We start from the raw sequence: 21,226 nt of genomic DNA on the forward strand, positions 1-21,226 counted from the left end.
GGAACATGTTGGCCGATTGGACATGTAAAAAAGTATTCAATTGTTGTGATTGTGCTGCTAGTCTGGCAGCAGAATCGCTGCAGCCGCATGGTTTCACTGCCCTGAGCTGATTCATTCGTGCCTTTTGGCCTACAAATTGGGGTTACACATGCAGTTCTTTGAAGTCTTCTGGTCTATTACCGTGGCGTTCCTTTTTCTGGCCTATCTCATCCTGCTGTTTCAGATCGTCGGAGACATCTTCCGCGATTCCAGCTTGTCCGGGGTATTCAAGGCAATATGGATCTTTTTCCTGTTGGTCACGCCATACATTTCGGCACTGATCTACATCATTGTTCGCGGAAATGGCATGACCGAACGCGCTGTGAAGGCAGCGAACGCGGCACAGCAACAGGGTGAAGAGTACCTGCGGCGCGTGGCGGGGGCTCATAGCCCCGTGGAGCAGATTCAGGCTGCCAAGTCACTCTTGGACGCAGGCACCATCACCGATGCCGAATTCGCACAGCTCAAGGCCAAGGCTCTGGCTTGATGGGCCCGGCAACTCGTCCTTTGTCCTAAAGCGTTTTGTTCCAGCGTTTGTCTTGACGGCAACGCAGTCACGAATGGGGTGCACAGATCATGGCAAGCAAAGAATCGGCACTTAAGCCACAGAAGAGATCAGTCCTGGAGAAATTTCTGACAGGCGTGGAGGTCGTGGGGGACAAGGTCCCGCACCCCGCAGTCATTTTCTTGATTCTCATCGGCCTGGTCATGGTCTTGTCCGTGATTTTCTCCGTTGTTGGTGCCAGTGCCACTTTCCAAAGCGCCAACATTGTCACGGGGGAAATCGAGGACGTCACCACCAACGTACGCAGCCTCCTGGACGCTGATGGCATCAGGTTCCTCTTTACCTCCATGGTCAACAACTTCACGAACTTTGGTGTGGTTGGCGTGATTTTGGTGGCCATGCTCGGTGTAGGCCTGGCCGAAGAAGCCGGCTTGATTTCCGCGTTGATTCGCAAGCTGGTCTTGGTGACGCACCCGAGCATGATCACCTTTGTGATTGTGCTTCTGGGCGTCATCTCCAGCATCGCCACTGACGCCGGATACATGGTGTTGATTCCGCTCGGTGCTGCCATCTACCACTCGCTGGGTAGGCATCCACTGGCAGGACTGGCCGCGGCGTTCTCTGGTGTTGCCGCAGGTTTTGGCGTGAATGTTTTGATCACACCCTTGGATGGCATGCTGACCGAGGTCACGAATGAGGCCATCCACATGATGGATCCGGCCAGAAACCTGGATGTCACCGCCAACCTGTTCTTCAGTATCGCGTCCACCATTTTAGTGACGATCGTCTGCACCGTTCTGACAGATAAGTTTGTGGAGCCTCGCCTCGGCGCCTATGAGGGCCCGTCTGCCGGTCACGAGGACGGTGTTATTAGCCCGGCGGAAAAGAAAGGCCTGCGATGGGCCATGTTTACCGCGCTGGGGATCGCCGCCGTCGTGCTCATCTTGTCGCTGCCGTCGTGGGGGCCGCTGCGCAACCCGGACACCGGCTCACTCATTGTGGCCGCGCCGTTGCTGGACAGCATCATCTTCCTCGTCATGATCGTGTTCCTTGGCTGCGGCATCGCCTACGGCCTCGGTGCCGGCACCATCAAAAACAGCATGGACATCATCAACCCGATCGTGAAGACGTTCGCCAATCTGGCCGGGCTGATTTTCCTGCTGCTGGTCATTGCCCAGTTCATCGCCTATTTTGCGTACACGAATCTTGCCACCGTTGGTGCCGTGGGCATGGCCGACTGGTTGGAAACATCCGGCTTTGGTCCGGTCCCGCTGCTGATCGGCTTCGTGATCGTTGCCTTGATCATCGACATCTTGATGCCCGGCGGCCTGCCCGCCTGGGCCATCCTGGCACCGATTTTCGTGCCGTTGTTCATGCGGCTGGGCATTGAACCTGAAGCGGTGTTGGCCGCCTACCGTGTGGGCGATTCGCCCATGAACATCGTCACTCCGCTGATGCCGTACTTTGCCATGATCGTGGTCTTCGCCCAGAAGTACCGCCCCAAGTCCGGAGTGGGCACCATTGTGGCCATGATGCTGCCTTACACCGTGGTCCTGATCGTGGTGTGGACCGCGTTCCTGGTGCTTTGGTTTGTCACCGGCATCCCGTGGGGTCCTGCCTCTTAACCGCATTCTTTTTGAAAGGGACTTTAGTTCATGGCACATTCACCCATTAAATTGATTCCGGCCGCCTACGATCCGGCCCCGTCCCTTCACCTTGATCCGCAAGTCGCGGCAGCCGCAGCCCTCTCTGGCGCGGCAACCGCCGTCGGCTATTTCGTGTCGGTGGACGGAGAAATTCCTGCGGAACTGGACCTGGGCCGCGAGGCTCTTGCTGCGGCCGGCTTCACCGGAGCCGCTGGTCAGGCCGTTTATCTTCCCCGTGAAGGTTCGACGGCGGTTGTCGCCGTGGGTGCCGGAAACGGCACGACCCGATCGGTGGACGAGGTGCGGGATGCGGCTGCCGCCTTCGCCCGCGCCGCTGCACGCCACACTGCGCTGGCACTGGTGTTGCCCACCGGCCACGGCGCCGATGGAGCACTAGCGGCACAGGCGGCCGTGGAAGGTGCGTTGTTGGCGCGCTACCGGTTCAGCACCTTGAAGAACGATCCTGCGGACCTTGCCATTGAAAGCCTTGAGATCATCGGGGCAGGAGCGGGCGCCGAGGCAGGGGCAGAACGGGGCAAGGTGCTGGCGCGTTCGGCCGCACTGGCCCGGGATCTCGCCAACAATCCGCCCGGGCATTTGACGGCCGCTGAGTATGCAGAATTTGCGTCCGAGCATGGCCCGGCTTTTGGGCTCAGTGTGGAGACCTTTGATAAGGCTGCGCTCATTGAGATGGGCTGCGGCGGTCTGCTTGGGGTTAACGCGGGCAGCGACGAAGAACCCCGGCTCATTGTGCTCCGCTACACGCCGGAGGGAGACCCCACGGCGCATGTGGCACTCGTGGGCAAAGGCATCATGTACGATTCCGGCGGCATCAGCCTCAAGCCCTCGGACCCCATGCACCTTGCCATGAAAATGGACATGGCAGGCTCAGCCGCGGTGCTTTCGGCCATGACAGGGCTGCAAGATCTGGGCGCAACGGCCCAGGTCAGCGCCTGGCTGGTATGCACCGACAACATGCCCTCCGGGACGGCCACCAAGCTTGGAGATGTCCTGACGGCCCGCAATGGAACCACTGTAGAAGTCAAGAACACCGACGCCGAGGGCCGTCTCGTCATGATGGATGCGCTGTGCCTTGCAATGGAGGAAAATCCTGATGCCATCGTGGATGTGGCCACGCTGACCGGGGCCGCCATGGCTGCGCTAGGTACTTTGGTGGGTGCCGTGATCGGCAACGACCAGCCTCTGATTGAGCAGGTCAAGGCTGCCGGTGCGCTTTCGGGTGAATCCATTTGGCAGCTGCCACTGGAGTCCAGGTACCGCAAACAGCTGGACTCGGACATTGCCGACATCTCCAACATGGGAGGGCCTGCGGCCGGTGCCATCACTGCCGCGCTGTTCCTGTCCGAGTTCGTCAAGGGAACACCGTGGGCGCATCTGGACATCGCCGGAACCATGAAGAGTGACAGCGATGATTCTTGGCGCCCGCGCGGTGCCACAGGCTACGGAACCCGGTTGCTGAGCGAATTTCTCGTGGACTATGCCACCCAGTCCTAAGGGCGGGGCCTAAACTAGCAAGCAACAAGGTGGGCAACGGCGGACTCCTTCGGGGCCGCCGTTGCCCATGTCCTATTTGGGGGAGATTATTCTATTGAGCATCCGTCACTGGTTGAGCGACGCAGGCAATTTGGCCTGGATCTTCTTGGCCCTGCACATCATCCTTGGCGCCATCGCCGTGGCCTACATTTCGGCACGGCGCCGCCCGGCCACCGCCATTGCGTGGATGCTGACCATTATTTTTGTCCCGTACGTGGGTCTCGTCGCGTTCTTGTTGGTGGGCTTCTCCCGCCTTCCCAAGGCTCGGCGGGATAAACAAAAATTCGTCAATGAACTCATCCTCGACCGCACGGAGGGCTTCGACCAGCTCAGCCACAGGGATGAATGGCCACAAGGCCTGGCCGGACTCGTTACCCTCAACAGCACCCTCGGTGCCTTGCCCATGGTGGGAGGCAACGACGTCGAACTTCTCCCGGACTACCACGGCTCCATTGCGGCGATGGCCCAGGCCATCGATGAGGCGCGCGATTACGTCCACGTTGAGTTTTATATCCTGGTGGCCGATCAGGTCACGGAGCCTTTCTTCGCTGCGCTGGAGCGGGCCGTGGCACGCGGGGTCAGCGTACGAGTGCTCAGCGATCATCTGGCATCCCTCATGAACCCGGGGAGGAAGGCAACGTTGGCCAGGCTGGCGGCGATCGGCGCCGATTACCACGCCATGCTGCCGCTGCGGCCGTGGAAAGGCCACTGGCAACGCGTGGATCTGCGCAACCACCGCAAGCTGATGGTGGTCGATGGCCAGGTGGGCTTCAGCGGCTCGCAGAACCTGGTCCATGAAAGCTACAACAAGAAGAAGAACATTGCCCGCGGTTTGCGGTGGCATGAACTCATGATGCGCATCCATGGGCCCGCCGTCAGGGAGCTCGACGCCGTTTTCGTCACCGATTGGTACAGCGAAACCGAGGATCTGCTGGTCCTGGACACCTCAGCTGTGGTGTTGGACCCGGCCCCGCACCGTGTGGATGTGCAGGTGGTGCCGAGCGGCCCGAGCTTTGAAAATGACAACAACCTCAAATTGTTCGTTGCCATGATTCACCAGGCCACCGAGCGGGTCAGTATTACAAGCCCTTACTTTGTGCCCGAGGATTCCATCCTGCTGGCCATGATCACGGCCGCCGGGCGGGGCCTTTCCGTGGAGCTGTTTGTCTCGGAAATTGGGGACCAGGCAATGGTTTACCACGCGCAGCGCTCCTACTATGAGGCGCTGCTGCGGGCCGGGGTGAAGATCTACTTGTACAAGGCGCCGGAGGTCCTGCACGCCAAACACTTCAGCATCGATGCCGATGTTGCGGTGGTTGGATCCTCCAACATGGATGTGCGATCGTTCTCGCTCAACATGGAAATCTCGGTCCTGATTCATAGCGGATCCTTTGTGGATCAGCTGCGCGCCATCGAGGACGGCTACCGGGCCAACAGCCGTGAACTGGAGCTGGCCGACTGGATCAAGCGTCCCGTCATGGAAAAGTTCTGGGACAGCGCAGCAAGGCTGACCTCCAACCTCCAATAGCGGCGCCTGTCAGGGCCTGGGCTGCGCAGCCTTGGGTTTTGCTGCCTTTGCTGCCGCGCGCTGCTCAGCCAGCATTTTCTTGGCGTCATTCACGTCGCCAATGAACGGGCGCAGCCAGGCAGCTTGCGGGTGGGAATCTACCAGGATTGCCCTGGCAAACAAGGACAGCGGCACGGCCATCAGAGCCCCGAGTGGTCCCAGCAGGGCCGACCAGAAAATGACTGACAGGAAGGTCAGGGTCATGTTCAGGTTCACCGAGCCGGAGACGAACTTGGGCTGAATGATGGACTGAATCAGGGAGTTGATGACGCCGTAGAAAGCGACGACGGCGATAAAGGTGGGCAGGCCGCCTGCCAGCAGGGCCATGATGGCGGCGGGGACCAGTGAGATCCAGAACCCAATGAACGGGATGAAGCCGCACACAAAAGACAACAAGGCCCACAACCCCGCACCTGGCACACCCAGAACGAGCAGCAGCCCAAGATTTAGCGCTGCCACGATGGCACCAAAAACGGTTGTCATGACCATAAAGGAACGGGACAGTTTGGCGAAGTTGGTCAGCGCGTCAACGACCGGCGCCCGTTTTTTCTGCACCACGGCAAGAATCGTGGGGTAGTAGGTGGCATCGACGCTCATAAACATCAACAGCAGCAAGAGGAACACAGTCCCGGAACCAATATTCATGGCACTGCCCAGCAAGCCATAGGCCGTGTCCAGAAGAACCCTTAAGTCCACCGCCTCAACAATGGCTCGGACCTGATCGTCGCCGATCCCCAAGGAGTCGTGCAAGAAGACTCTCAGATCGTTGCCAAGCAAAGTTATTTGCGGGGCAAATTGCGGCAGGAGCAGTGTGAGCTGTACGGCAGATACCCACACGGAGGCCACAAGGGCAGCAATCACGGCATAGAGGGCCACAATCGTGGACATGGTAGCCAACACCGCCGGCACGCCGCGGGCGATGAGCCGTTGCTTCAGGGGATAGACACAAATAGTCAGGATCAACGCCAAGAAGACCGGGCCCACAATGGAGGAAATCCGGCTGAGTCCAAAGAGGACAATGACAGCCGCGGCCAAACTGACAAGCACCTTGGTTCCGGAGGACTCTGAGGCCGAATTGCTGCCAGAATCCGGCGCCTCCGATTGCTTTGACACGCTCATAAACAGTCCGTTTCAGTGCTGCCACGAAATGCCCCAATGGCATTGAAAGCATCTTATCGGGCTGCTGGCGAAATGAAAGGGACGGACTTCTTTCCAATGGCAGCCTCGCGTGTGCACTCTATTGACACGGTGTCAATAAATCTGAACGATGGGCGGTAGGCCAATGGAAGGAATCACGTGAGTGAACAGCCCGAAGCATTCATCTACGACGCCATCCGCACCCCTCGCGGCCGCGGTAAAAAAGGCTCATTGCACGGCACCAAGCCCATCGACCTGGTGGTGGGCCTGATCGACGCCCTGCGCGAACGCCACCCGGGACTTGATGAAACGCTCATCGATGACTTGATCCTCGGCGTTGTCTCACCCGTGGGCGACCAAGGCGCCGTCATTGCGCGTACCGCCGTGCTGGCCGCGGGCCTGCCTGACACCGTGGGTGGGGTGCAGCTCAACCGCTTCTGTGCCTCAGGCCTGGAAGCCGTCAATGTGGCGGCCCAGAAGGTGCGCTCGGGCTGGGACCAGCTGGTCATCGCCGGAGGCGTCGAATCCATGTCACGCGTGCCCATCGGCTCCGACGGCGGCGCCTGGGCGATGGACCCGGCCACCAACTACGACACCTACTTTGTCCCGCAGGGCGTGGGCGCGGACCTCATAGCCACCATGGAGGGCTTCAGCCGGGAAGACGTGGACGTTTACGCCGTGCGCTCGCAGCAGCTGGCGGCCCGGGCCTGGGCTGAGGGCCGCTTCGCCAACTCCGTCATTCCCGTGAAGGACCAGAACGGGCTGGTGGTCCTGGCCGTCGACGAGCACATGCGCCCCGAATCCACAGCCGCGTCGCAGGCAACCCTGCGCCCGGCCTTCGCCGCGATGGGCGGGGCCGGCGGCTTTGACGCTGTGGCGCTGCAAAAATTCCACGCCGTGGAGACTATCGACCACGTCCACACCGCAGCGAACTCCTCGGGAATTGTCGACGGCGCAGCCCTGGTCTTGGTGGGCAGCGCCGCGGTGGGTGCCCAGCTGGGGTTGACACCGCGGGCCAGGATTGTTGCCACGGCCACCTCCGGTGCCGACCCCACCATCATGCTCACCGGCCCCACCCCGGCCACGGAAAAACTGTTGCGGACCGCTGGCCTCACTGTCGATGACATCGACCTGTTTGAAATCAACGAGGCCTTCGCCTCCGTGGTCCTGAAGTACCAAAAGGACCTGGGCATCCCGGAGGAAAAACTGAACGTGAACGGCGGCGCCATTGCCATGGGCCACCCCCTCGGCGCCACGGGAGCAATGATCCTGGGCACCGTGCTGGACGAGCTGGAACGAACAGGCAAAAGGCGGGCCGTGGTCACGCTGTGCATTGGCGGCGGCATGGGCGTGGCAACGTTGATCGAGAGGGTCTAAAAGCATGAGCCAGACAAACACCATCCGCTGGGAGCAGGACGCCGACGGCGTGGTCATCCTGACCTTCGATGACCCGACGCAGTCGGCCAACACCATGAACAGCGACTACGTTGCCTCCATGCAGGCCGCCGTGGATCGCCTCGTGGCAGAAAAGGACACCGTCACCGGCGTTGTCCTTGCCTCAGCCAAGAAGACGTTCTTCGCCGGTGGCGAGTTAAAGGACCTGATCGCTGCCACCCCGGCGGACAGCCAAAGGATCTTTGACCTTGGCCAGCAGGTCAAGGCCCAGTTGCGCACCTTGGAAACCCTGGGCAAGCCGGTTGTCGCCGCCATCAACGGTGCGGCACTGGGCGGCGGACTGGAAATTGCCCTGGCCGCGAACCATCGCATCGCTGCGGACACGCGCGGCTCCGTCATTGGCCTGCCCGAGGTCACTTTGGGACTGCTGCCCGGCGGTGGCGGCATTGTGCGCACGGTCCGGCTCATGGGCATTGCCGACGCCACCATGAAGGTGCTGCTGCAGGGCCAAAAGTACAAGCCCCGCAAGGCCCTGGAGGTGGGACTGGTCCACGAAGTGGTCGACACCGTAGAGGAACTCATCCCCGCCGCGAAGGCCTGGATCGCCGCCAACCCGGAGGCCGTGCAGCCCTGGGATGTGCCCGGGTACAGGATCCCCGGAGGCACACCCAGCACCCCCGCCTTCGCGGCGAACCTGCCGGCGTTCCCGGCGAATCTCCGCAAGCAGCTCAAGGGCGCCAACTACCCGGCCCCGCGCGCCATCCTGGCCGCCGCCGTGGAGAGCACCCAGGTGGATTTCGACACCGCCCTGGAAATTGAGTCGCGGTACTTCGTGGAGATGGTCACCGGTCCTGTGTCCACCAACATGATCAAGGCGTTCTTCTTCGACATGGGTCACATCAGTGCCGGCGGCAGCCGCCCGGCGGGCTTCGAGAAGTACACGGCCAAGAAGGTGGCTGTGTTGGGCGCCGGCATGATGGGTGCCGGGATTGCCTATGTGTGCGCCCGCGGCGGCATGGATGTGGTCCTGAAGGACATTTCCCTCGAGGCCGCCGAGCGCGGCAAGGCCTATTCGAGGACGCTTACGGACAAGGCTGTGGCACGGGGGCAGCAGACCCAGGAGGCGGCCGATGCGCTGCTGGCCCAGATCACCCCCACCGCCGATGCCGCGGACGTGGCGGGCGCGGACCTCGTGATCGAGGCCGTGTTTGAGAACGTGGCGGTCAAGCAGGCCGCGTTTGCAGAGATCCAGGACCTCGTGGACGGGGGCGCCGTACTCGGTTCCAACACCTCAACCCTGCCCATCACCACGCTCGCCGAAGGTGTACGGGAACAAGAGAACTTCATCGGCCTGCACTTCTTCTCTCCCGTGGACAAGATGCCGCTGCTGGAAATCATCGCCGGGGCCAACACCTCAGATGAAACGCTGGCACGGGCCTTCGATATTGCGCAACAGATCAAGAAGACCCCAATCGTGGTCAACGACTCCCGCGGCTTCTTCACCTCTCGCGTGATCGGCACGTTCATCAACGAGGCCATCGCCATGCTGGGCGAGGGCATCGCGGCGCCGAGCATCGAGCAGGCGGGCCTGCAGGCCGGCTACCCGGCCGCACCGCTGCAACTGGCCGATGAGTTGAATTTGGCGCTGCTCTCCAAGATCCAGAAGGAGACCAAGGCCGGGCTGGAGGCCGACGGCGGCGTTCAACGGTACCGCCACCACCCCGGCTACGACCTGGTGGACACCATGCTGGACACGTTTGGGCGCAAGGGAAAGCTGGCCGGCGCCGGCTTCTACAACTACGCCGACGGTCACCGCACGGGCCTATGGGAGGGCTTGGCCGAAAACTATGGCGGCACCGCGGAAATCCCCTTTGCGGACATGAAGGAGCGCATGCTCTTCGCCGAGTCCCTGGAGACGGTTCGGTGCCTCGATGAGGGCGTGCTGCGCAGCGTTGAGGACGCAAATATTGGCTCCATCCTGGGCATCGGCTTCCCCGCATGGACCGGCGGCGTGCTTCAGTACATCAACGGGTACCACGGCGGCCCGGCAGGTTTCGTGGCCAGGGCCCGTGAGTTGGCGGCCAGTTACGGCGAACACTTCCTGCCGCCGGCATCACTGGTGGCCAAGGCCAAGAAGGGCGAAAAGTACTGATGGGTCCGGCGGACACGGTCTTCAGCCATCCCTGGACGGCCTTCGCTGTGGAAGAGGCCCCCACGCCGGGTGTCGCCGTCGTCCGCCTGACCGGGCCGGGACGCGGGAACATGATGGGGCTCGCGTTCTGGGCTGAGCTCCCGCAGCTCTTTGCCGCGCTCGATGCCGACGCCAGCGTACGCGCCGTGGTTCTGGCCGGCACCGGCAACAATTTCAGCACGGGCCTGGACGTGGCCGAGGTCTTGGGTTCATGGCTGGAACGCTTGGGGCCGGGCTCTCGCGCTCAAGCGGCACAACGCACGGAATTACTCAGTGTCATCAAGTCTCTGCAGGACGGGGTTACGGCCGTAGCCACCTGCCAGAAACCCGTCATTGCCGCCGTCCATGGCTGGTGCATCGGCGGCGGCGTTGACCTGATCAGCGGTGCAGACGTGCGCCTGGCAAGTGCTGACGCCAAATTCAGCATCCGCGAGGTGCGGCTGGCCATCGTGGCGGATGTCGGCAGCTTGCAGCGCCTGCGCGGGATTGTCGGCGAGGGGCACCTGCGCGAGCTGGCGCTGACAGGCAAAGACATTTCTGCGCAGCGTGCCGAGAGGATCGGCCTGATTAATGAGGTGCTGGAGGATCCGGCATCGCTCATGGCGGCAGCGCTGGCGATGGCGGCGGAGATGGCCGCAAATTCGCCGTTGGCCGTGGCCGGCACCAAGGCTGTGCTCAACGAGGGCCGCGAGGAGGACATCGCGCGTGGCTTGCGTCATGTGGCGCTGTGGAACTCCTCGTTTCTGCACAGCGAGGACTTGCTTGAGGCCGTGGCCGCGATGGGTGTGACTAAAGCGGCTCGGGGTACTCCACCGGGTCGGTGAAATCGCCGGAATCGCGACGGAAGCGGGCCAAAATCTGAGTCATGAAGCGCAAATCGGAGGCCGGCATGCCAGGGGTGGCAAACACCTCGGCGTTCAGTACAGTGGTGGCTTCCTCGGCGAGCCGGCGTCCGGCGTCTGTCAAGACCACCAGGGTTGCCCGCCTGTCTGTTGGGTGGGCCTCTCGGCGTACCATGGCATCTTTTTCCAGCCGATCCACCACACTCGTTACAGATGTGGGATGGACCTGGAGGCGCGCGCTGGCACTTGCCATCGGCAGGGCTCCGTCGCGCGTGAAGGACAAAAGCCGCAGAAGTTCCAACCGGGCGTAGGAGAGGCCCAAGGGCTTGAGTGCGGCATCAACCCGGCTGTACATGAGTTGGTGGGCTCGCATGACGGAGGAAAAGGCGGCCATGCCGTCGGCGGCATCGGCCCAACCGTGGGCAATCCACTGGCGCTTGGCCTCGGCAATGGGGTCCATGGGCAGCGGGGTTGCAGGTGCCATGGTGGTCCTTTCCGAACGAGTGGAGCATTGTGGCGTGCCCGCCGTGAAGAAAATTCGCGGCTCCCCAATAATTTACTTTGGATACCTAGTAAATACTAGTGGGGCCTAGTATTCTTCAGATGAAGCCAAAGGGCGCCACGTGTTACACCACGAGTAGTCTCATATATCGGTACCTTGTGCAGAGACTGAGACAATGGATGCCACGTACAGCAGTATCTGCAGCGCAAGAAAAGTGCTCCCGAAAGAGGATTGTTAATCATGTCGACCCCCACGAACAAGCAGGCCGCCGGCATCGCCGCTCGGTGGAAGGCCTTTGGCCTGCCCGCCAAAATCATCAGCACCGCGGTAACACTGGTGCTGATCTTGTTGGTCTTGGTGCTGGCCGCGCGCGGGTTGAGCAGCCTCGATGGTGTGAAATCGTTCCTGGCCACCTACCCGGGCCACTCCGATCTGCCCGACGGCGCGCCCGTGGGACTTCCGGCCTGGCTGGGCTGGCAGCACTTCATCAACATGTTCCTGATCCTGCTGATCATCCGCTCGGGCTGGCAGGTGCGTACCACCAAACGGCCCGCCGCCCATTGGATCCGCAACAACAAGGGCGTCATCAAGACCAAAAACGCACCCACCAAGATCAGCCTGGACCTGTGGTTTCACCTGACCTTGGATGCCTTGTGGGTCCTCAACGGCACTATTTTCATCGTGGTTCTCTTTGCCACCGGCCAGTGGATGCGCATTGTGCCCACCAGCTGGGACGTGTTCCCCAACGCCATCTCCGCCGGGCTGCAGTACCTCTCGCTGAACTGGCCCACCGACAACGGCTGGGTTAACTACAACGGCCTGCAACTGCTCACGTACTTCATTACGGTCTTCATTGCGGCCCCGCTGGCCATCATCACCGGCCTGCGCATGTCCGGCGCCTGGCCCAAGAATGCCAAGACCCTGAACAAGATCTACCCCATCACCGTGGCCCGGGCCGTCCACTTCCCAGTCATGCTTTACTTTGTGCTGTTCATTGTGGTGCACGTGACGCTGGTTCTGGCCACCGGTGCCCTGCGCAACCTCAACCACATGTATACCTCCAGCGACGTGGTCAATTGGTGGGGCTTTGGCATCTTTGCCTGCTCCCTAGTTGTCATGGCGGCAGCCTGGTTCCTGGCACAACCTCTATTCCTTCGCCCCGTCGCATCCCTGATGGGCAAGGTCACCAAGTAGTACGACGGCGGGACCGCCCACACAGCAATCCCGCCACACCCCCGGCGGCCAAGCCCCCACAACGGGCACGGCAGCAACATTCCACACCGCAATGACGCGGCACAAGGAGGCACCCATGAACGATCTCACGGCCGACCAAGAAGCCATGGTGGAGATGGTGCGCGATTTCGCCGCCAACGAGCTGGCCCCGCACACAGCGCTTTGGGATGAGGAAAAATTCTTCCCCGTGGACGTGTTGGCACAGGCCGGGGCGCTGGGCATGGGCGGGATATATGTGGGGGAGGAGTATGGCGGCTCGGCACTGAGCCGGAGCGACGCCGTCCTGATCTTTGAAGAGCTGGCCGCCGTGGACCCCACGATCGCCGCCTATATTTCCATCCACAACATGGTGGCGTGGATGATCGACGCGTTCGGCAATGACGAGCAGCGCGCCGCCTGGCTGCCGGGCATTACGGCCATGACAGAGCTGACCAGCTATTGCCTCTCCGAGCCCGGCGTTGGCTCCGACGCCGCAGCCATCACCATGCGCGCCGTCCGCGACGGCGACGACTACATCCTCAACGGGACCAAACAGTTCATCTCCGGGGCCGGCTCATCCGCCTGGTACCTGGTCATGGTGCGCACGGCCGACTTGGGCGGCCGGGGGATCACCGCCGTCGTGGTTCCGGCCGGCACGCCAGGCCTCAGCTTCGGGGCGAACGAGAAGAAAATGGGATGGAGGGCGCAGCCCACACGCCAGGTCGTTTTCGACAACGTGCGGATCCCGGTGGGAAACCGGCTTGGCGAGGAAGGCGACGGGTTCGGCATCGCGATGAAGGGCCTCAACGGCGGGCGGGTCAACATCGGGGCCTGCTCGCTGGGCGGCGGCCGGGCCGCGCTGGAGAAGTCCATCGCTTACCTGAAGGAGCGTCAGGCGTTCGGAGGCCCGCTCATTGACAAGCAGCACCTGCTCTTTGAAATCGCGGCCATGGACACCGATCTGGAGGTCTCCCGGACCATGTTGATGCGTGCGGCCCGGGCACTGGACACGGGAGCCCCTGATGCCGTGAAGCTGTGCGCCATGGCCAAGCTCGTGGCCACGGACGCCGGGTACCAGGTGGCCAATCAGGCGCTGCAGCTGCACGGCGGCTACGGCTATCTCAGCGAGTACGGTTTGGAGAAGCTGGTCCGCGATCTGCGAGTGCATCAAATACTTGAAGGCAGCAATGAAATCATGCGTTTGATCATTGGCCGTCTGGCCGTGGAGGGCTGAACCGTGGAGGATGGGTACATGGAGCACACTGAGGTTCTCGTGGAGCGGAGCGGCCAACTGGGCCATCTCATCCTGAACCGGCCCAAAGCCATGAACGCGCTCAACCACGCCATGGTTTTGGCCATGATGCGGGCGCTGGATGAGTGGGAAAAGGACGACGGCGTTGCAACAGTCCTCATCTCCGGTGCCGGTGAGCGGGGCTTATGCGCCGGCGGTGACATCGTCTCGATCTACCACGACGCCCGCACAGGAGGGAACGGCTCCGAACAGTTTTGGCGCGACGAATACCACCTCAACGCCCGGATCCGCCGCTACCCCAAGCCCATAGTCACGCTCATGGACGGTGTGGTCCTCGGCGGCGGAGTGGGTATTTCCGCACACGCCTCGCACCGGATCGTGACCGAACGCTCCCGGATCGGCATGCCGGAAACGGGCATAGGATTTGTGCCGGATGTGGGCGGCACCTTCCTGCTTTCGCACGCACCCGGCGAAATGGGCACGCATGCCGCACTGACCGGTTCCATGGTCAGCGGCGCCGATGCCATCGCCATGGGGCTGGCCAGCCACTTTGTCGATTCGACCCTTCTGCCCACGCTGGTAGCCGAGCTGGCCGAGCGGGGCGCGGATGCCGTCGTCGGCCGTTACGGGCAGGTGCCCCCGGAATCTGCCCTGGTCCAGGCACGCTGGTGGATTGACGATTGCTATTGCGCGGACGACGTCGGGACCATCCTGGAGCGGCTGGCTCGCGTGGGTGACCCCGCGGCCCAGGCGGCGGCGGAGACCATTGCGGCGAAGTCGCCCACTGCCGTGACAGTGACTTTTGCGGCCCTGCGGCGGGCTCGGGTGCTCGCCACATTGGAGGAGGCACTCGACCAGGAATTCCGGGTTTCTGTGCGGGCACTGAGGTGGCCCGATTTTGCCGAGGGCATCCGGGCGCAGTTGGTGGATAAGGACCGCAACCCGCAGTGGCAGCCGGCCTCCCTGGCCGAGGTTTCGCAGGAACTCGTGGCGAACACATTTGCAATGGTTGGGGACCGGGAATTGGGCCTGAGCCGAGCCGAAGTTTGATTTTCTCGTAGTTGATTTTCATGGTGGTGCACTTGGGTCGCGAAGGGAATGAGCAGCATGAGCAGTGAAGTCTTGGGTGTTGAATCAAGGATTGCCTTTATTGGGCTGGGGCACATGGGCGGGCCCATGGCGGCGAACCTTGTGGCGGCCGGATATCCCGTCACGGGCTTTGACGTGGTGCCCGCAGCACTCGATGCGGCTGCCGCCGCAGGGGTAGAGGTGGCCGAGTCCGCCGCCGCTGCAGCGCGGGGAGCAGATGTCATCATCACCATGTTGCCAGCCGGGAAACACGTCTTTGCCGCTTTTGAGGGAGACGGCCCCGGCGGCGGTCTGCTGGCCGCGGCCAAGCCGGGGGCGTTGTTTTTGGAGTGCTCCACGATCTCGGTCGAAGACGCGCGGGCAGCACACCAGATGGTCGTGGCGAGCGGTCACCGTGGCCTCGATGCGCCGGTTTCGGGCGGGGTGGTGGGGGCTGAGGCCGGCACCCTGACATTCATGGTGGGCGGATCCGAGGAAGATTTCGCCTCGGGTGCCGCCATCTTTGAGGTCATGGGCAAACGTATTGTGCACTGTGGCGGGCCAGGCGCCGGACAAGCGGCCAAGGTCTGCAACAACATGATCCTTGGCGTGTCCATGATCGCCGTCAGTGAGGCCTTTGTGCTCGGCGAAAAGCTCGGCCTGACGCACCAGGCCCTGTATGACGTGGCAGCCAACGCCTCCGGGCAATGCTGGTCGCTGACCACCAACTGCCCCGTGCCCGGCCCCGTTCCCACGAGCCCTGCCAACCGTGAATACCAGCCCGGATTCGCCGGCGCCCTCATGGCCAAGGACCTGGGGCTGGCCGTTGAGGCGCTCAATGCCACGGGTGTGGACGCCGTCATGGGCCGCACCGCCGAGGAAATCTATCGAGAATTCGCCCTAGGCGGCGGTGCCGGCACCGACTTCTCCGGCATCATCAACACCATCCGGCATGCTTCGCACCGGACCGACTGAACCGAACGGAACCCTTCCATGACGCAGTACTCCTTGATCCTGACCGAACAACGCGGCCGGGTGGCCCTGATAACGCTCAACCGCCCCGAGTCCCTGAATGCCTTGAGCGATGCCATGGGACGGGAAATTCTGGCCGCCGCGCAGGCGTTCGACGCCGACGCCGGCATTGGTGCCATCGTCATCACTGGCTCCTCCCGTGCCTTTGCTGCCGGAGCCGATATCAAGGAGATGGCGGACAAATCCTCGGTGGATATGTACCGTGCCAACTGGTTCTCCGCCTGGGATGAGCTGGCCAGGGTTCGCACGCCCATGATTGCGGCCGTCGCGGGCCACGCATTGGGGGGTGGCTGTGAATTGGCCATGATCGCCGACTTCATCATCGCCGCCGACAACGCCAAGTTCGGCCAACCCGAGATCAAGCTCGGAGTCATCCCCGGCATGGGCGGTTCACAGCGGCTGACTCGGGCCATCGGCAAGGCCAAGGCCATGGAAATGGTACTGACGGGCCGGGTCATGGGCGCCGTGGAGGCGGAGCAGGCAGGGCTCGTGGCCCGAGTGGTTCCCGTGGACTCGTTGCTCGAGGATGCCCTCGCTACGGCTGCGACGATCGCATCCATGTCCAAGCCCGTGGCCATGATTGCCAAGGAAGCCGTCAACGCCGCCTTTGAAACCACCTTGGCCGAGGGAGTCCGCATGGAACGCCGCTCCATCTTTGCCTGCTTCGCCACCGAGGATCAAAAGGAAGGCATGGCCGCCTTCACCCAGAAGCGCCCCGCCGAGTTCAAGCACCGGTAAATCTGCGCCGGCGCCTGTCATCTGGCCCAGGGCCCTCTCGAGTTGGTGATTCGGCCAAACACATGTACTGTTGAGGACGCAACGCGGGGTGGAGCAGTTCGGTAGCTCGCCGGGCTCATAACCCGGAGGTCACAGGTTCAAATCCTGTCCCCGCAACTATGATGAGGAAAACCCTCGGCCTGATGGCCGGGGGTTTTCCGTTTCCCAATAATAAAAGTTACGTTCGGTTCTGATTTACCGAAGCCATGAAGCGGGTGAAGTTCTCGGCAATTTCCGGGGACTTGGTGTGATGCAGATAATGAGTGGCATCCAATTGAATGAGTTCACCCGTATCCACGCTGGCCACCTGCTCCTCATGCAGGGGCAGCCATCCCTCGACATCGGTATTCTCACGCTGGACAAACTCAAGTACCGGAAGATCACGCGGGAATGACTGAGATCGGCTGGAAGTGAAATTGGAGGCGAAATGTTCCATCTCATCTGAATAGGTGGAAGACATGGAGTTTTTCAGCGACAAGAGCTTCATCTGTTCTTTCATGTCATCGTCATAGGGCAGTCCAGCATAGGGATCCCCAGCCATCGACATCAGTACCCGGGTCAGGCCCAGAGTCTTGGCTGTTTTCATGGCGGCAATCGGAAGGGCATCATCCATGCCCGGCTGGGTTGGGACGCTGCTGTCTATGCCGACGAAGGCTGTTAGCTCGCCTCGAAACCGGTTCGCGTAGTCAAGGGCGTAGATGCCAGCGATCGAATGGCCCATGAGCGCGTATCGATCAATGCCCAGGCTTGCCAGGGCGGAATGGACCTCCGTGTTGATGTTTTGGGCAGTCCTCGGCTTCTCTGTTTCATCGCTGAGGCCATAGCCAAAGGGTTCTACCACCACCACCCTGTAGTGCGGCGCCAGTTCTGCAATGAGGGGTGCGAAATCAAGTGCCGGTGCGGCGGTGCCGAACCCTGGCAGCAGCACCACGGTTTCCGCGGCGTCTCCCTGAATGAGGACATTCATCTGCTTGCCATCGACAGTGACTCGCTGCCCGTAGCTTTCAATCCTGCCGGCCTCGGATTTGCTGGCACTGGCATTGACGATAGTGGTGGTTGCCAAGGCAACTGCCACCACGGCCACGAAAACGGCGATCACCTTGAGGAGAATTCTTAGAAACTTTCTCACGCTTATCCATCTGTAGATTATTTGTGGGATATGCCGACGCATAAATAATAGTTTTGAGCACTATTTCCCGTTGGCGCTAATTTCTGGCACGAAAATAACATCACAATAAACCGTGATTCTTTTGAGCTATTCCAAATATATTTACGCACAGATGGACTTCGTAATGCCAGCGAGAAAGGAGAAATCATCACATCGGATGATCGCTTTTTCGTTTCCCTCGTCCAAGAGAGGTATCTTTTGGATTCCCGAACCTTTATGCCGGGTAGAGGATTGTTTCTGCCGCCTTGACCACGAAGAAAACCTCGGATCCGGGCAACAATGCGAGCTCGGCAATGGCTGCGGGGGAGAGATCGGCGGCCAGCGCTCCGGCACGGACCCGGATATGCCCGCCGTGAGGCTCCAATTCGCTGATGGTGACCTTGAAGCAATTGCGGGGGCTTCCCGCAGGAGGCGCAAGGAAAACAGACACGGCCGACGGCGGGAATGCGGCTAGCCCGGCCATCTCGGCTGCCACACCGACCGGGCGGCCGGTGACCTGAACGCCGTCGGACATTGCCAACGTGGAACCGGAGATTGTTCCGGACAAGACGTTGAGCCCGGCGAGGGATGCGGCGAAGGAGCTGCGTGGATGGGCCAACACGGTTGCGGTGGGGCCGGATTCCACAATGCGCCCGCCGTCCATGACAACGATGCGTTCCGCGAGCATGAGGGCGTCCAGGACGTCGTGCGTGACAATGATGGCCCGGCGGCCGGCCAGGGCACGTTTGAGCAGGCTGCGCAGGAACGGGGCGCTGTTGACGTCGAGCGCGGCCATGGGCTCATCAAGGAGGAGCAATTGGGGATCGGTGGCGAGCGCGCGGGCGAGCGCCACACGTTGCCCCTGGCCGCCGGAAAGCTGTGCAGGCAGCCTGTTGGAAAGCTCCAACGCGTCCACCTCGCCCAGCCAGTGACTTGCGATGTTGCGGCTTTCTCGCCGGCTGGCGCCTTGGCTCCGGGGACCAAAGGCCACGTTGTCCAGCACGTTTAGGTGCGGGAAGAGTAAGGGCTCTTGAGCCAAGACACCTACGCCGCGTTCATGGGGTGCCAACCAAACATTGCCCGGGGAAAGCCGGAACAGGGTGTGCGCGTCGAGGGTGGCACTGCCGGAACTGGGCTTCACGAGGCCCGCAAGCATCTGGATCACCGAGGACTTTCCGGCCCCGTTGGGGCCCATAATTGCGATGGTTTCCCCGGGGTTGACGGTTAATGCCACGTCCACATTGCGGGCAGCCATCACGGCCTCTAGGTTAAGTGTCACGCGCCCGGAACCTCCTTCGAAACCAGCGCCCGTATCGGTGACCGGGGCGTCCTGTAGGCCACGCCCACCACCACGAGTGCTACGGCAATCAGCAAAAAGGACAGGGCCACAGCTGCATCAGGATCGCTCTCGCGCTGCAGGTAAATTTCCAAAGGTAAGGTTCGCGTGACGCCTTGGAGGCTGCCGGCAAAAGTCAAGGTGGCGCCAAATTCACCCAGACTCCGGGCAAAGGCCAGAACGGCTCCGGTCACCAGTCCCGGAAACACCAGCGGAAGTGTGATGCGGCGCAACACCGTGGAGGGGCGGGCGCCCAAGGTCGCGGCAACGGCCTCATACTTGTCTCCGGCCGTGCGCAGTGACCCCTCAAGGCTCAGCACCAGAAACGGCAGCGCCACGAAGGCCTGTGCCATGACCACGGCAGTCGTGGAAAACGCGATGTCGATTCCAATCAGATGCAAGGACCCGCCCAGCAGGCCCTCCCGGCCAAAGGTATAGAGCAGGGCCAAGCCGCCCACCACAGGTGGAACCACCAGCGGCAGCAGGACAAGTGCGCGCAGAAGACCTTGGCCGGGAAAATGTGCCCTGGCCAACGCCAAAGCCAGTGGCACACCAAAAATGATGCACAGTGCCGTGCTGGCTATTGCGGTTTTGAGGCTTAGTGCCAGAGCATCCACTGAAGAATCCGAGGCGATCAGTGGCCAGAACTGGGTCCAATTGACCCTAGCCACCATGCCGAAAAGTGGGAGCAAAATGAACAGCCCGCCCACCGCGGCGAACAGGAAAACCCAACGGGGGACCGCACGGTACTGCCACGGTTCCGCACCGGCCCCACGACCCTTAGGGCGCACCAAACCCAGCATCCTGCAGCACCTTTTGGCCCTCCTGGGCCGTCACCAAAGAGATGAACGCCGCAGCGATTTCGGGATTCTTGGAACCCTTGACTGCGGCAATGGGGTACTCATTGATCGTAGGCTGGGCAAGACCGAGCGGGATGGTCTTGACCTTGTCCCCGGCAGACTTTGCGTCAGTGACATAGACCAGACCGGCATCGGCCTCGCCTGAAGTGACCTTGCCGAGCACTCCGGTGACGGACAGCTCTTCACTGACGGGGGTGAGCATCAGCCCCGCCGTGGCGGCGTCGGCTTTGGCCGCAGCGCCGCAGGGAACCTGCGCCGCGCAAATGACCAGTTTGACCCCCGGCTTGGCGACGTCGGCAAAAGCTGTGATGTTTGCCGGATTGCTGGGCGGGACCGCCAAGGTCAAAACGTTGGTTGCAAAGTCCACAGGGGCCTCGGACGTCAGCTTGGCGTCGCTGAGCTTCGTCATGTTCTTTGTGTCGGCTGAGGCAAACACGTCGGCGGGGGCGCCTTGGGTTATTTGGGTGACAAGGGTCGATGAGCCGTCAAAACTCAACGAGACCTTCACCTGCGGATGGGCAGCCTCGAATTGGGTGGCCAATTCCGTGAACGTTTGTTTGAGTGACGCGGCGGCGAACACTGTCAATGTTCCGGATAGTTCCGGTACGGACGTGCTTGCCGAGCCGGCAGCTGATGCTGGCCCGCCATCGGGGCTTGAGCAGGAAGCCATCGATGCCGCCAACACGGTGGCGGCGGCCAGCGTGGAGACTTTCTTGAACGAGAGTTTCATGAGTCCTTCCCACTGTTCGGTACTTCAATGATCACGTTCGTGGACTTGACCACGGCCGTGGCAACCGAGCCGGGCTCCAGCTTCAAATCTCGCACCGCCTCACTGCTCATGAGTGAGACGACGCGGAAGGGGCCGCATTGCAGTTCCACCTGGGCCATGACCTTGTCCATGATCACGTTGGTCACGAGACCAACAAAGCGGTTCCGCGCGGAACTGCCCACTCGCGTGGGGTCCTGGGGCAGCGAGGACTGCGACTTGGCCAGGGCCGCCAGTTCAATCCCGTCGATGACCAGCTTGCCCTGCTTGTCTTTTTGGCCTTGGAGGGTGCCGTTATCCAGCCACCGCCTGACGGTATCGTCACTGACGCCGAGAAAACGGGCCGCCTCGGAAACGCGAATGAGTGTCATACCGGCAGTCTATATCCTCATATGCGG

General features: G+C 61.7%; 19 protein-coding genes and 1 tRNA gene. 13 read left to right on the top strand and 7 right to left on the bottom strand.

Annotation, left to right across the window (positions count from 1 at the left end; translation table 11 throughout):
* Positions 1-148 precede the first annotated feature (148 nt).
* The 4 genes from BLV41_RS00430 (at position 149) to cls (ending at position 5,272) form a co-directional block, all read left to right on the top strand.
* Positions 149-526: an SHOCT domain-containing protein gene (locus BLV41_RS00430; protein ID WP_074709543.1), complete on the top strand. Its 378-nt coding sequence runs from the start codon at positions 149-151 to the stop codon at positions 524-526.
* An 89-nt stretch (positions 527-615) separates the two neighbouring features.
* Complete coding sequence (locus BLV41_RS00435; protein ID WP_074709545.1) at positions 616-2,169, top strand: AbgT family transporter; 1,554 nt, start codon at positions 616-618, stop codon at positions 2,167-2,169.
* Positions 2,170-2,199: 30 nt separating this feature from the next.
* The gene (locus BLV41_RS00440) at positions 2,200-3,705 is read left to right on the top strand and encodes a leucyl aminopeptidase (protein ID WP_074709547.1); all 1,506 of its coding nucleotides are present in this window, start codon (positions 2,200-2,202) and stop codon (positions 3,703-3,705) included.
* A 100-nt stretch (positions 3,706-3,805) separates the two neighbouring features.
* Complete coding sequence (gene cls / locus BLV41_RS00445; protein ID WP_074713001.1) at positions 3,806-5,272, top strand: cardiolipin synthase; 1,467 nt, start codon at positions 3,806-3,808, stop codon at positions 5,270-5,272.
* A 9-nt stretch (positions 5,273-5,281) separates the two neighbouring features.
* On the opposite strand, the gene BLV41_RS00450 is transcribed toward cls, so the two are convergent.
* A complete protein-coding gene (locus BLV41_RS00450) occupies positions 5,282-6,430 on the bottom strand; it encodes an AI-2E family transporter (protein ID WP_083360513.1) in 1,149 nt (382 codons plus the stop codon).
* 177 nt (positions 6,431-6,607) lie between these two features.
* On the opposite strand from BLV41_RS00450, the gene BLV41_RS00455 reads away from it, so the two are divergent.
* From BLV41_RS00455 to BLV41_RS00465, 3 genes are read left to right on the top strand one after another with little or no spacing between them, the layout of a single operon-like run.
* Positions 6,608-7,825, top strand: coding sequence for an acetyl-CoA C-acetyltransferase (locus BLV41_RS00455; RefSeq protein WP_074709549.1), 1,218 nt, complete (start codon positions 6,608-6,610; stop codon positions 7,823-7,825).
* A gap of 4 nt (positions 7,826-7,829) precedes the next feature.
* Positions 7,830-9,995, top strand: coding sequence for a 3-hydroxyacyl-CoA dehydrogenase NAD-binding domain-containing protein (locus BLV41_RS00460; RefSeq protein WP_074709552.1), 2,166 nt, complete (start codon positions 7,830-7,832; stop codon positions 9,993-9,995).
* Positions 9,995-10,858, top strand: a complete 864-nt coding sequence (locus BLV41_RS00465) for a crotonase/enoyl-CoA hydratase family protein (protein WP_074709554.1) — start codon at positions 9,995-9,997, stop codon at positions 10,856-10,858. Before BLV41_RS00460 ends, BLV41_RS00465 begins: the two co-directional genes overlap by 1 nt.
* Here BLV41_RS00465 and BLV41_RS00470 read toward each other — a convergent pair.
* Positions 10,824-11,360 (bottom strand): MarR family winged helix-turn-helix transcriptional regulator, encoded by a 537-nt coding sequence (locus BLV41_RS00470; RefSeq protein WP_074709556.1) that lies wholly within the window; start codon positions 11,358-11,360, stop codon positions 10,824-10,826. The two genes, BLV41_RS00465 and BLV41_RS00470, sit on opposite strands and share 35 nt — an antisense overlap.
* A 258-nt stretch (positions 11,361-11,618) precedes the next feature.
* Between BLV41_RS00470 and BLV41_RS00475 the strand changes: the two genes are divergently transcribed.
* The 6 genes from BLV41_RS00475 (at position 11,619) to BLV41_RS00500 (ending at position 16,836) form a co-directional block, all read left to right on the top strand.
* Positions 11,619-12,572, top strand: coding sequence for a cytochrome b/b6 domain-containing protein (locus tag BLV41_RS00475; RefSeq protein ID WP_074709558.1), 954 nt, complete (start codon positions 11,619-11,621; stop codon positions 12,570-12,572).
* Between the two features lie 115 nt (positions 12,573-12,687).
* The gene (locus tag BLV41_RS00480) at positions 12,688-13,824 is read left to right on the top strand and encodes an acyl-CoA dehydrogenase family protein (RefSeq protein ID WP_074709561.1); all 1,137 of its coding nucleotides are present in this window, start codon (positions 12,688-12,690) and stop codon (positions 13,822-13,824) included.
* Positions 13,825-13,842: 18 nt separating this feature from the next.
* The gene (locus BLV41_RS00485; protein WP_074709564.1) at positions 13,843-14,892 is read left to right on the top strand and encodes an enoyl-CoA hydratase/isomerase family protein; all 1,050 of its coding nucleotides are present in this window, start codon (positions 13,843-13,845) and stop codon (positions 14,890-14,892) included.
* A 48-nt stretch (positions 14,893-14,940) separates the two neighbouring features.
* Positions 14,941-15,885 carry a 3-hydroxyisobutyrate dehydrogenase gene (mmsB, locus tag BLV41_RS00490; protein WP_074709566.1) on the top strand — a complete coding sequence of 315 codons (945 nt, stop codon included), beginning with the start codon at positions 14,941-14,943 and terminating at the stop codon, positions 15,883-15,885.
* A gap of 18 nt (positions 15,886-15,903) precedes the next feature.
* Positions 15,904-16,680 carry an enoyl-CoA hydratase gene (locus BLV41_RS00495; protein WP_074709569.1) on the top strand — a complete coding sequence of 259 codons (777 nt, stop codon included), beginning with the start codon at positions 15,904-15,906 and terminating at the stop codon, positions 16,678-16,680.
* An 82-nt stretch (positions 16,681-16,762) separates the two neighbouring features.
* A tRNA-Met gene (locus tag BLV41_RS00500) sits at positions 16,763-16,836 on the top strand.
* A 61-nt stretch (positions 16,837-16,897) separates the two neighbouring features.
* On the opposite strand, the gene BLV41_RS00505 is transcribed toward BLV41_RS00500, so the two are convergent.
* The 5 genes from BLV41_RS00505 to BLV41_RS00525 form a co-directional block, all read right to left on the bottom strand.
* Complete coding sequence (locus BLV41_RS00505) at positions 16,898-17,848, bottom strand: alpha/beta hydrolase (protein ID WP_244516664.1); 951 nt, start codon at positions 17,846-17,848, stop codon at positions 16,898-16,900.
* Positions 17,849-18,101: 253 nt separating this feature from the next.
* Positions 18,102-19,145 (bottom strand): sulfate/molybdate ABC transporter ATP-binding protein, encoded by a 1,044-nt coding sequence (locus BLV41_RS00510; protein WP_074709574.1) that lies wholly within the window; start codon positions 19,143-19,145, stop codon positions 18,102-18,104.
* Positions 19,142-20,005, bottom strand: a complete 864-nt coding sequence (locus tag BLV41_RS00515; protein ID WP_083360514.1) for an ABC transporter permease — start codon at positions 20,003-20,005, stop codon at positions 19,142-19,144. The genes BLV41_RS00510 and BLV41_RS00515 overlap by 4 nt, the downstream gene beginning before the upstream one ends.
* Entirely contained in the window at positions 19,983-20,792 is an 810-nt protein-coding gene (modA, locus tag BLV41_RS00520) for a molybdate ABC transporter substrate-binding protein (protein ID WP_074709577.1), read from the bottom strand. The genes BLV41_RS00515 and modA overlap by 23 nt, the downstream gene beginning before the upstream one ends.
* On the bottom strand, positions 20,789-21,199 hold the full coding sequence (locus BLV41_RS00525; RefSeq protein WP_074709580.1) for a TOBE domain-containing protein: 411 nt from the start codon (positions 21,197-21,199) through the stop codon (positions 20,789-20,791). Before BLV41_RS00525 ends, modA begins: the two co-directional genes overlap by 4 nt.
* Positions 21,200-21,226 lie beyond the last annotated feature (27 nt).

This window comes from Arthrobacter alpinus (genome assembly GCF_900105965.1).
GTDB lineage: Bacteria > Actinomycetota > Actinomycetes > Actinomycetales > Micrococcaceae > Specibacter > Specibacter alpinus.

Coding starts and splice junctions, on each gene's coding strand:
- BLV41_RS00525 (WP_074709580.1), bottom strand. CDS start 21,199: ATGACACTCATTCGCGTTTCCGAGGCGGCCCGTTTTCTCGGCGTCAGT.
- BLV41_RS00440 (WP_074709547.1), top strand. CDS start 2,200: ATGGCACATTCACCCATTAAATTGATTCCGGCCGCCTACGATCCGGCC.
- BLV41_RS00470 (WP_074709556.1), bottom strand. CDS start 11,360: ATGGCACCTGCAACCCCGCTGCCCATGGACCCCATTGCCGAGGCCAAG.
- BLV41_RS00450 (WP_083360513.1), bottom strand. CDS start 6,430: ATGAGCGTGTCAAAGCAATCGGAGGCGCCGGATTCTGGCAGCAATTCG.
- BLV41_RS00485 (WP_074709564.1), top strand. CDS start 13,843: ATGGAGCACACTGAGGTTCTCGTGGAGCGGAGCGGCCAACTGGGCCAT.
- BLV41_RS00435 (WP_074709545.1), top strand. CDS start 616: ATGGCAAGCAAAGAATCGGCACTTAAGCCACAGAAGAGATCAGTCCTG.
- BLV41_RS00475 (WP_074709558.1), top strand. CDS start 11,619: ATGTCGACCCCCACGAACAAGCAGGCCGCCGGCATCGCCGCTCGGTGG.
- modA (WP_074709577.1), bottom strand. CDS start 20,792: ATGAAACTCTCGTTCAAGAAAGTCTCCACGCTGGCCGCCGCCACCGTG.
- BLV41_RS00460 (WP_074709552.1), top strand. CDS start 7,830: ATGAGCCAGACAAACACCATCCGCTGGGAGCAGGACGCCGACGGCGTG.
- mmsB (WP_074709566.1), top strand. CDS start 14,941: ATGAGCAGCATGAGCAGTGAAGTCTTGGGTGTTGAATCAAGGATTGCC.
- BLV41_RS00480 (WP_074709561.1), top strand. CDS start 12,688: ATGAACGATCTCACGGCCGACCAAGAAGCCATGGTGGAGATGGTGCGC.
- BLV41_RS00515 (WP_083360514.1), bottom strand. CDS start 20,005: ATGCTGGGTTTGGTGCGCCCTAAGGGTCGTGGGGCCGGTGCGGAACCG.
- BLV41_RS00430 (WP_074709543.1), top strand. CDS start 149: ATGCAGTTCTTTGAAGTCTTCTGGTCTATTACCGTGGCGTTCCTTTTT.
- BLV41_RS00465 (WP_074709554.1), top strand. CDS start 9,995: ATGGGTCCGGCGGACACGGTCTTCAGCCATCCCTGGACGGCCTTCGCT.
- BLV41_RS00495 (WP_074709569.1), top strand. CDS start 15,904: ATGACGCAGTACTCCTTGATCCTGACCGAACAACGCGGCCGGGTGGCC.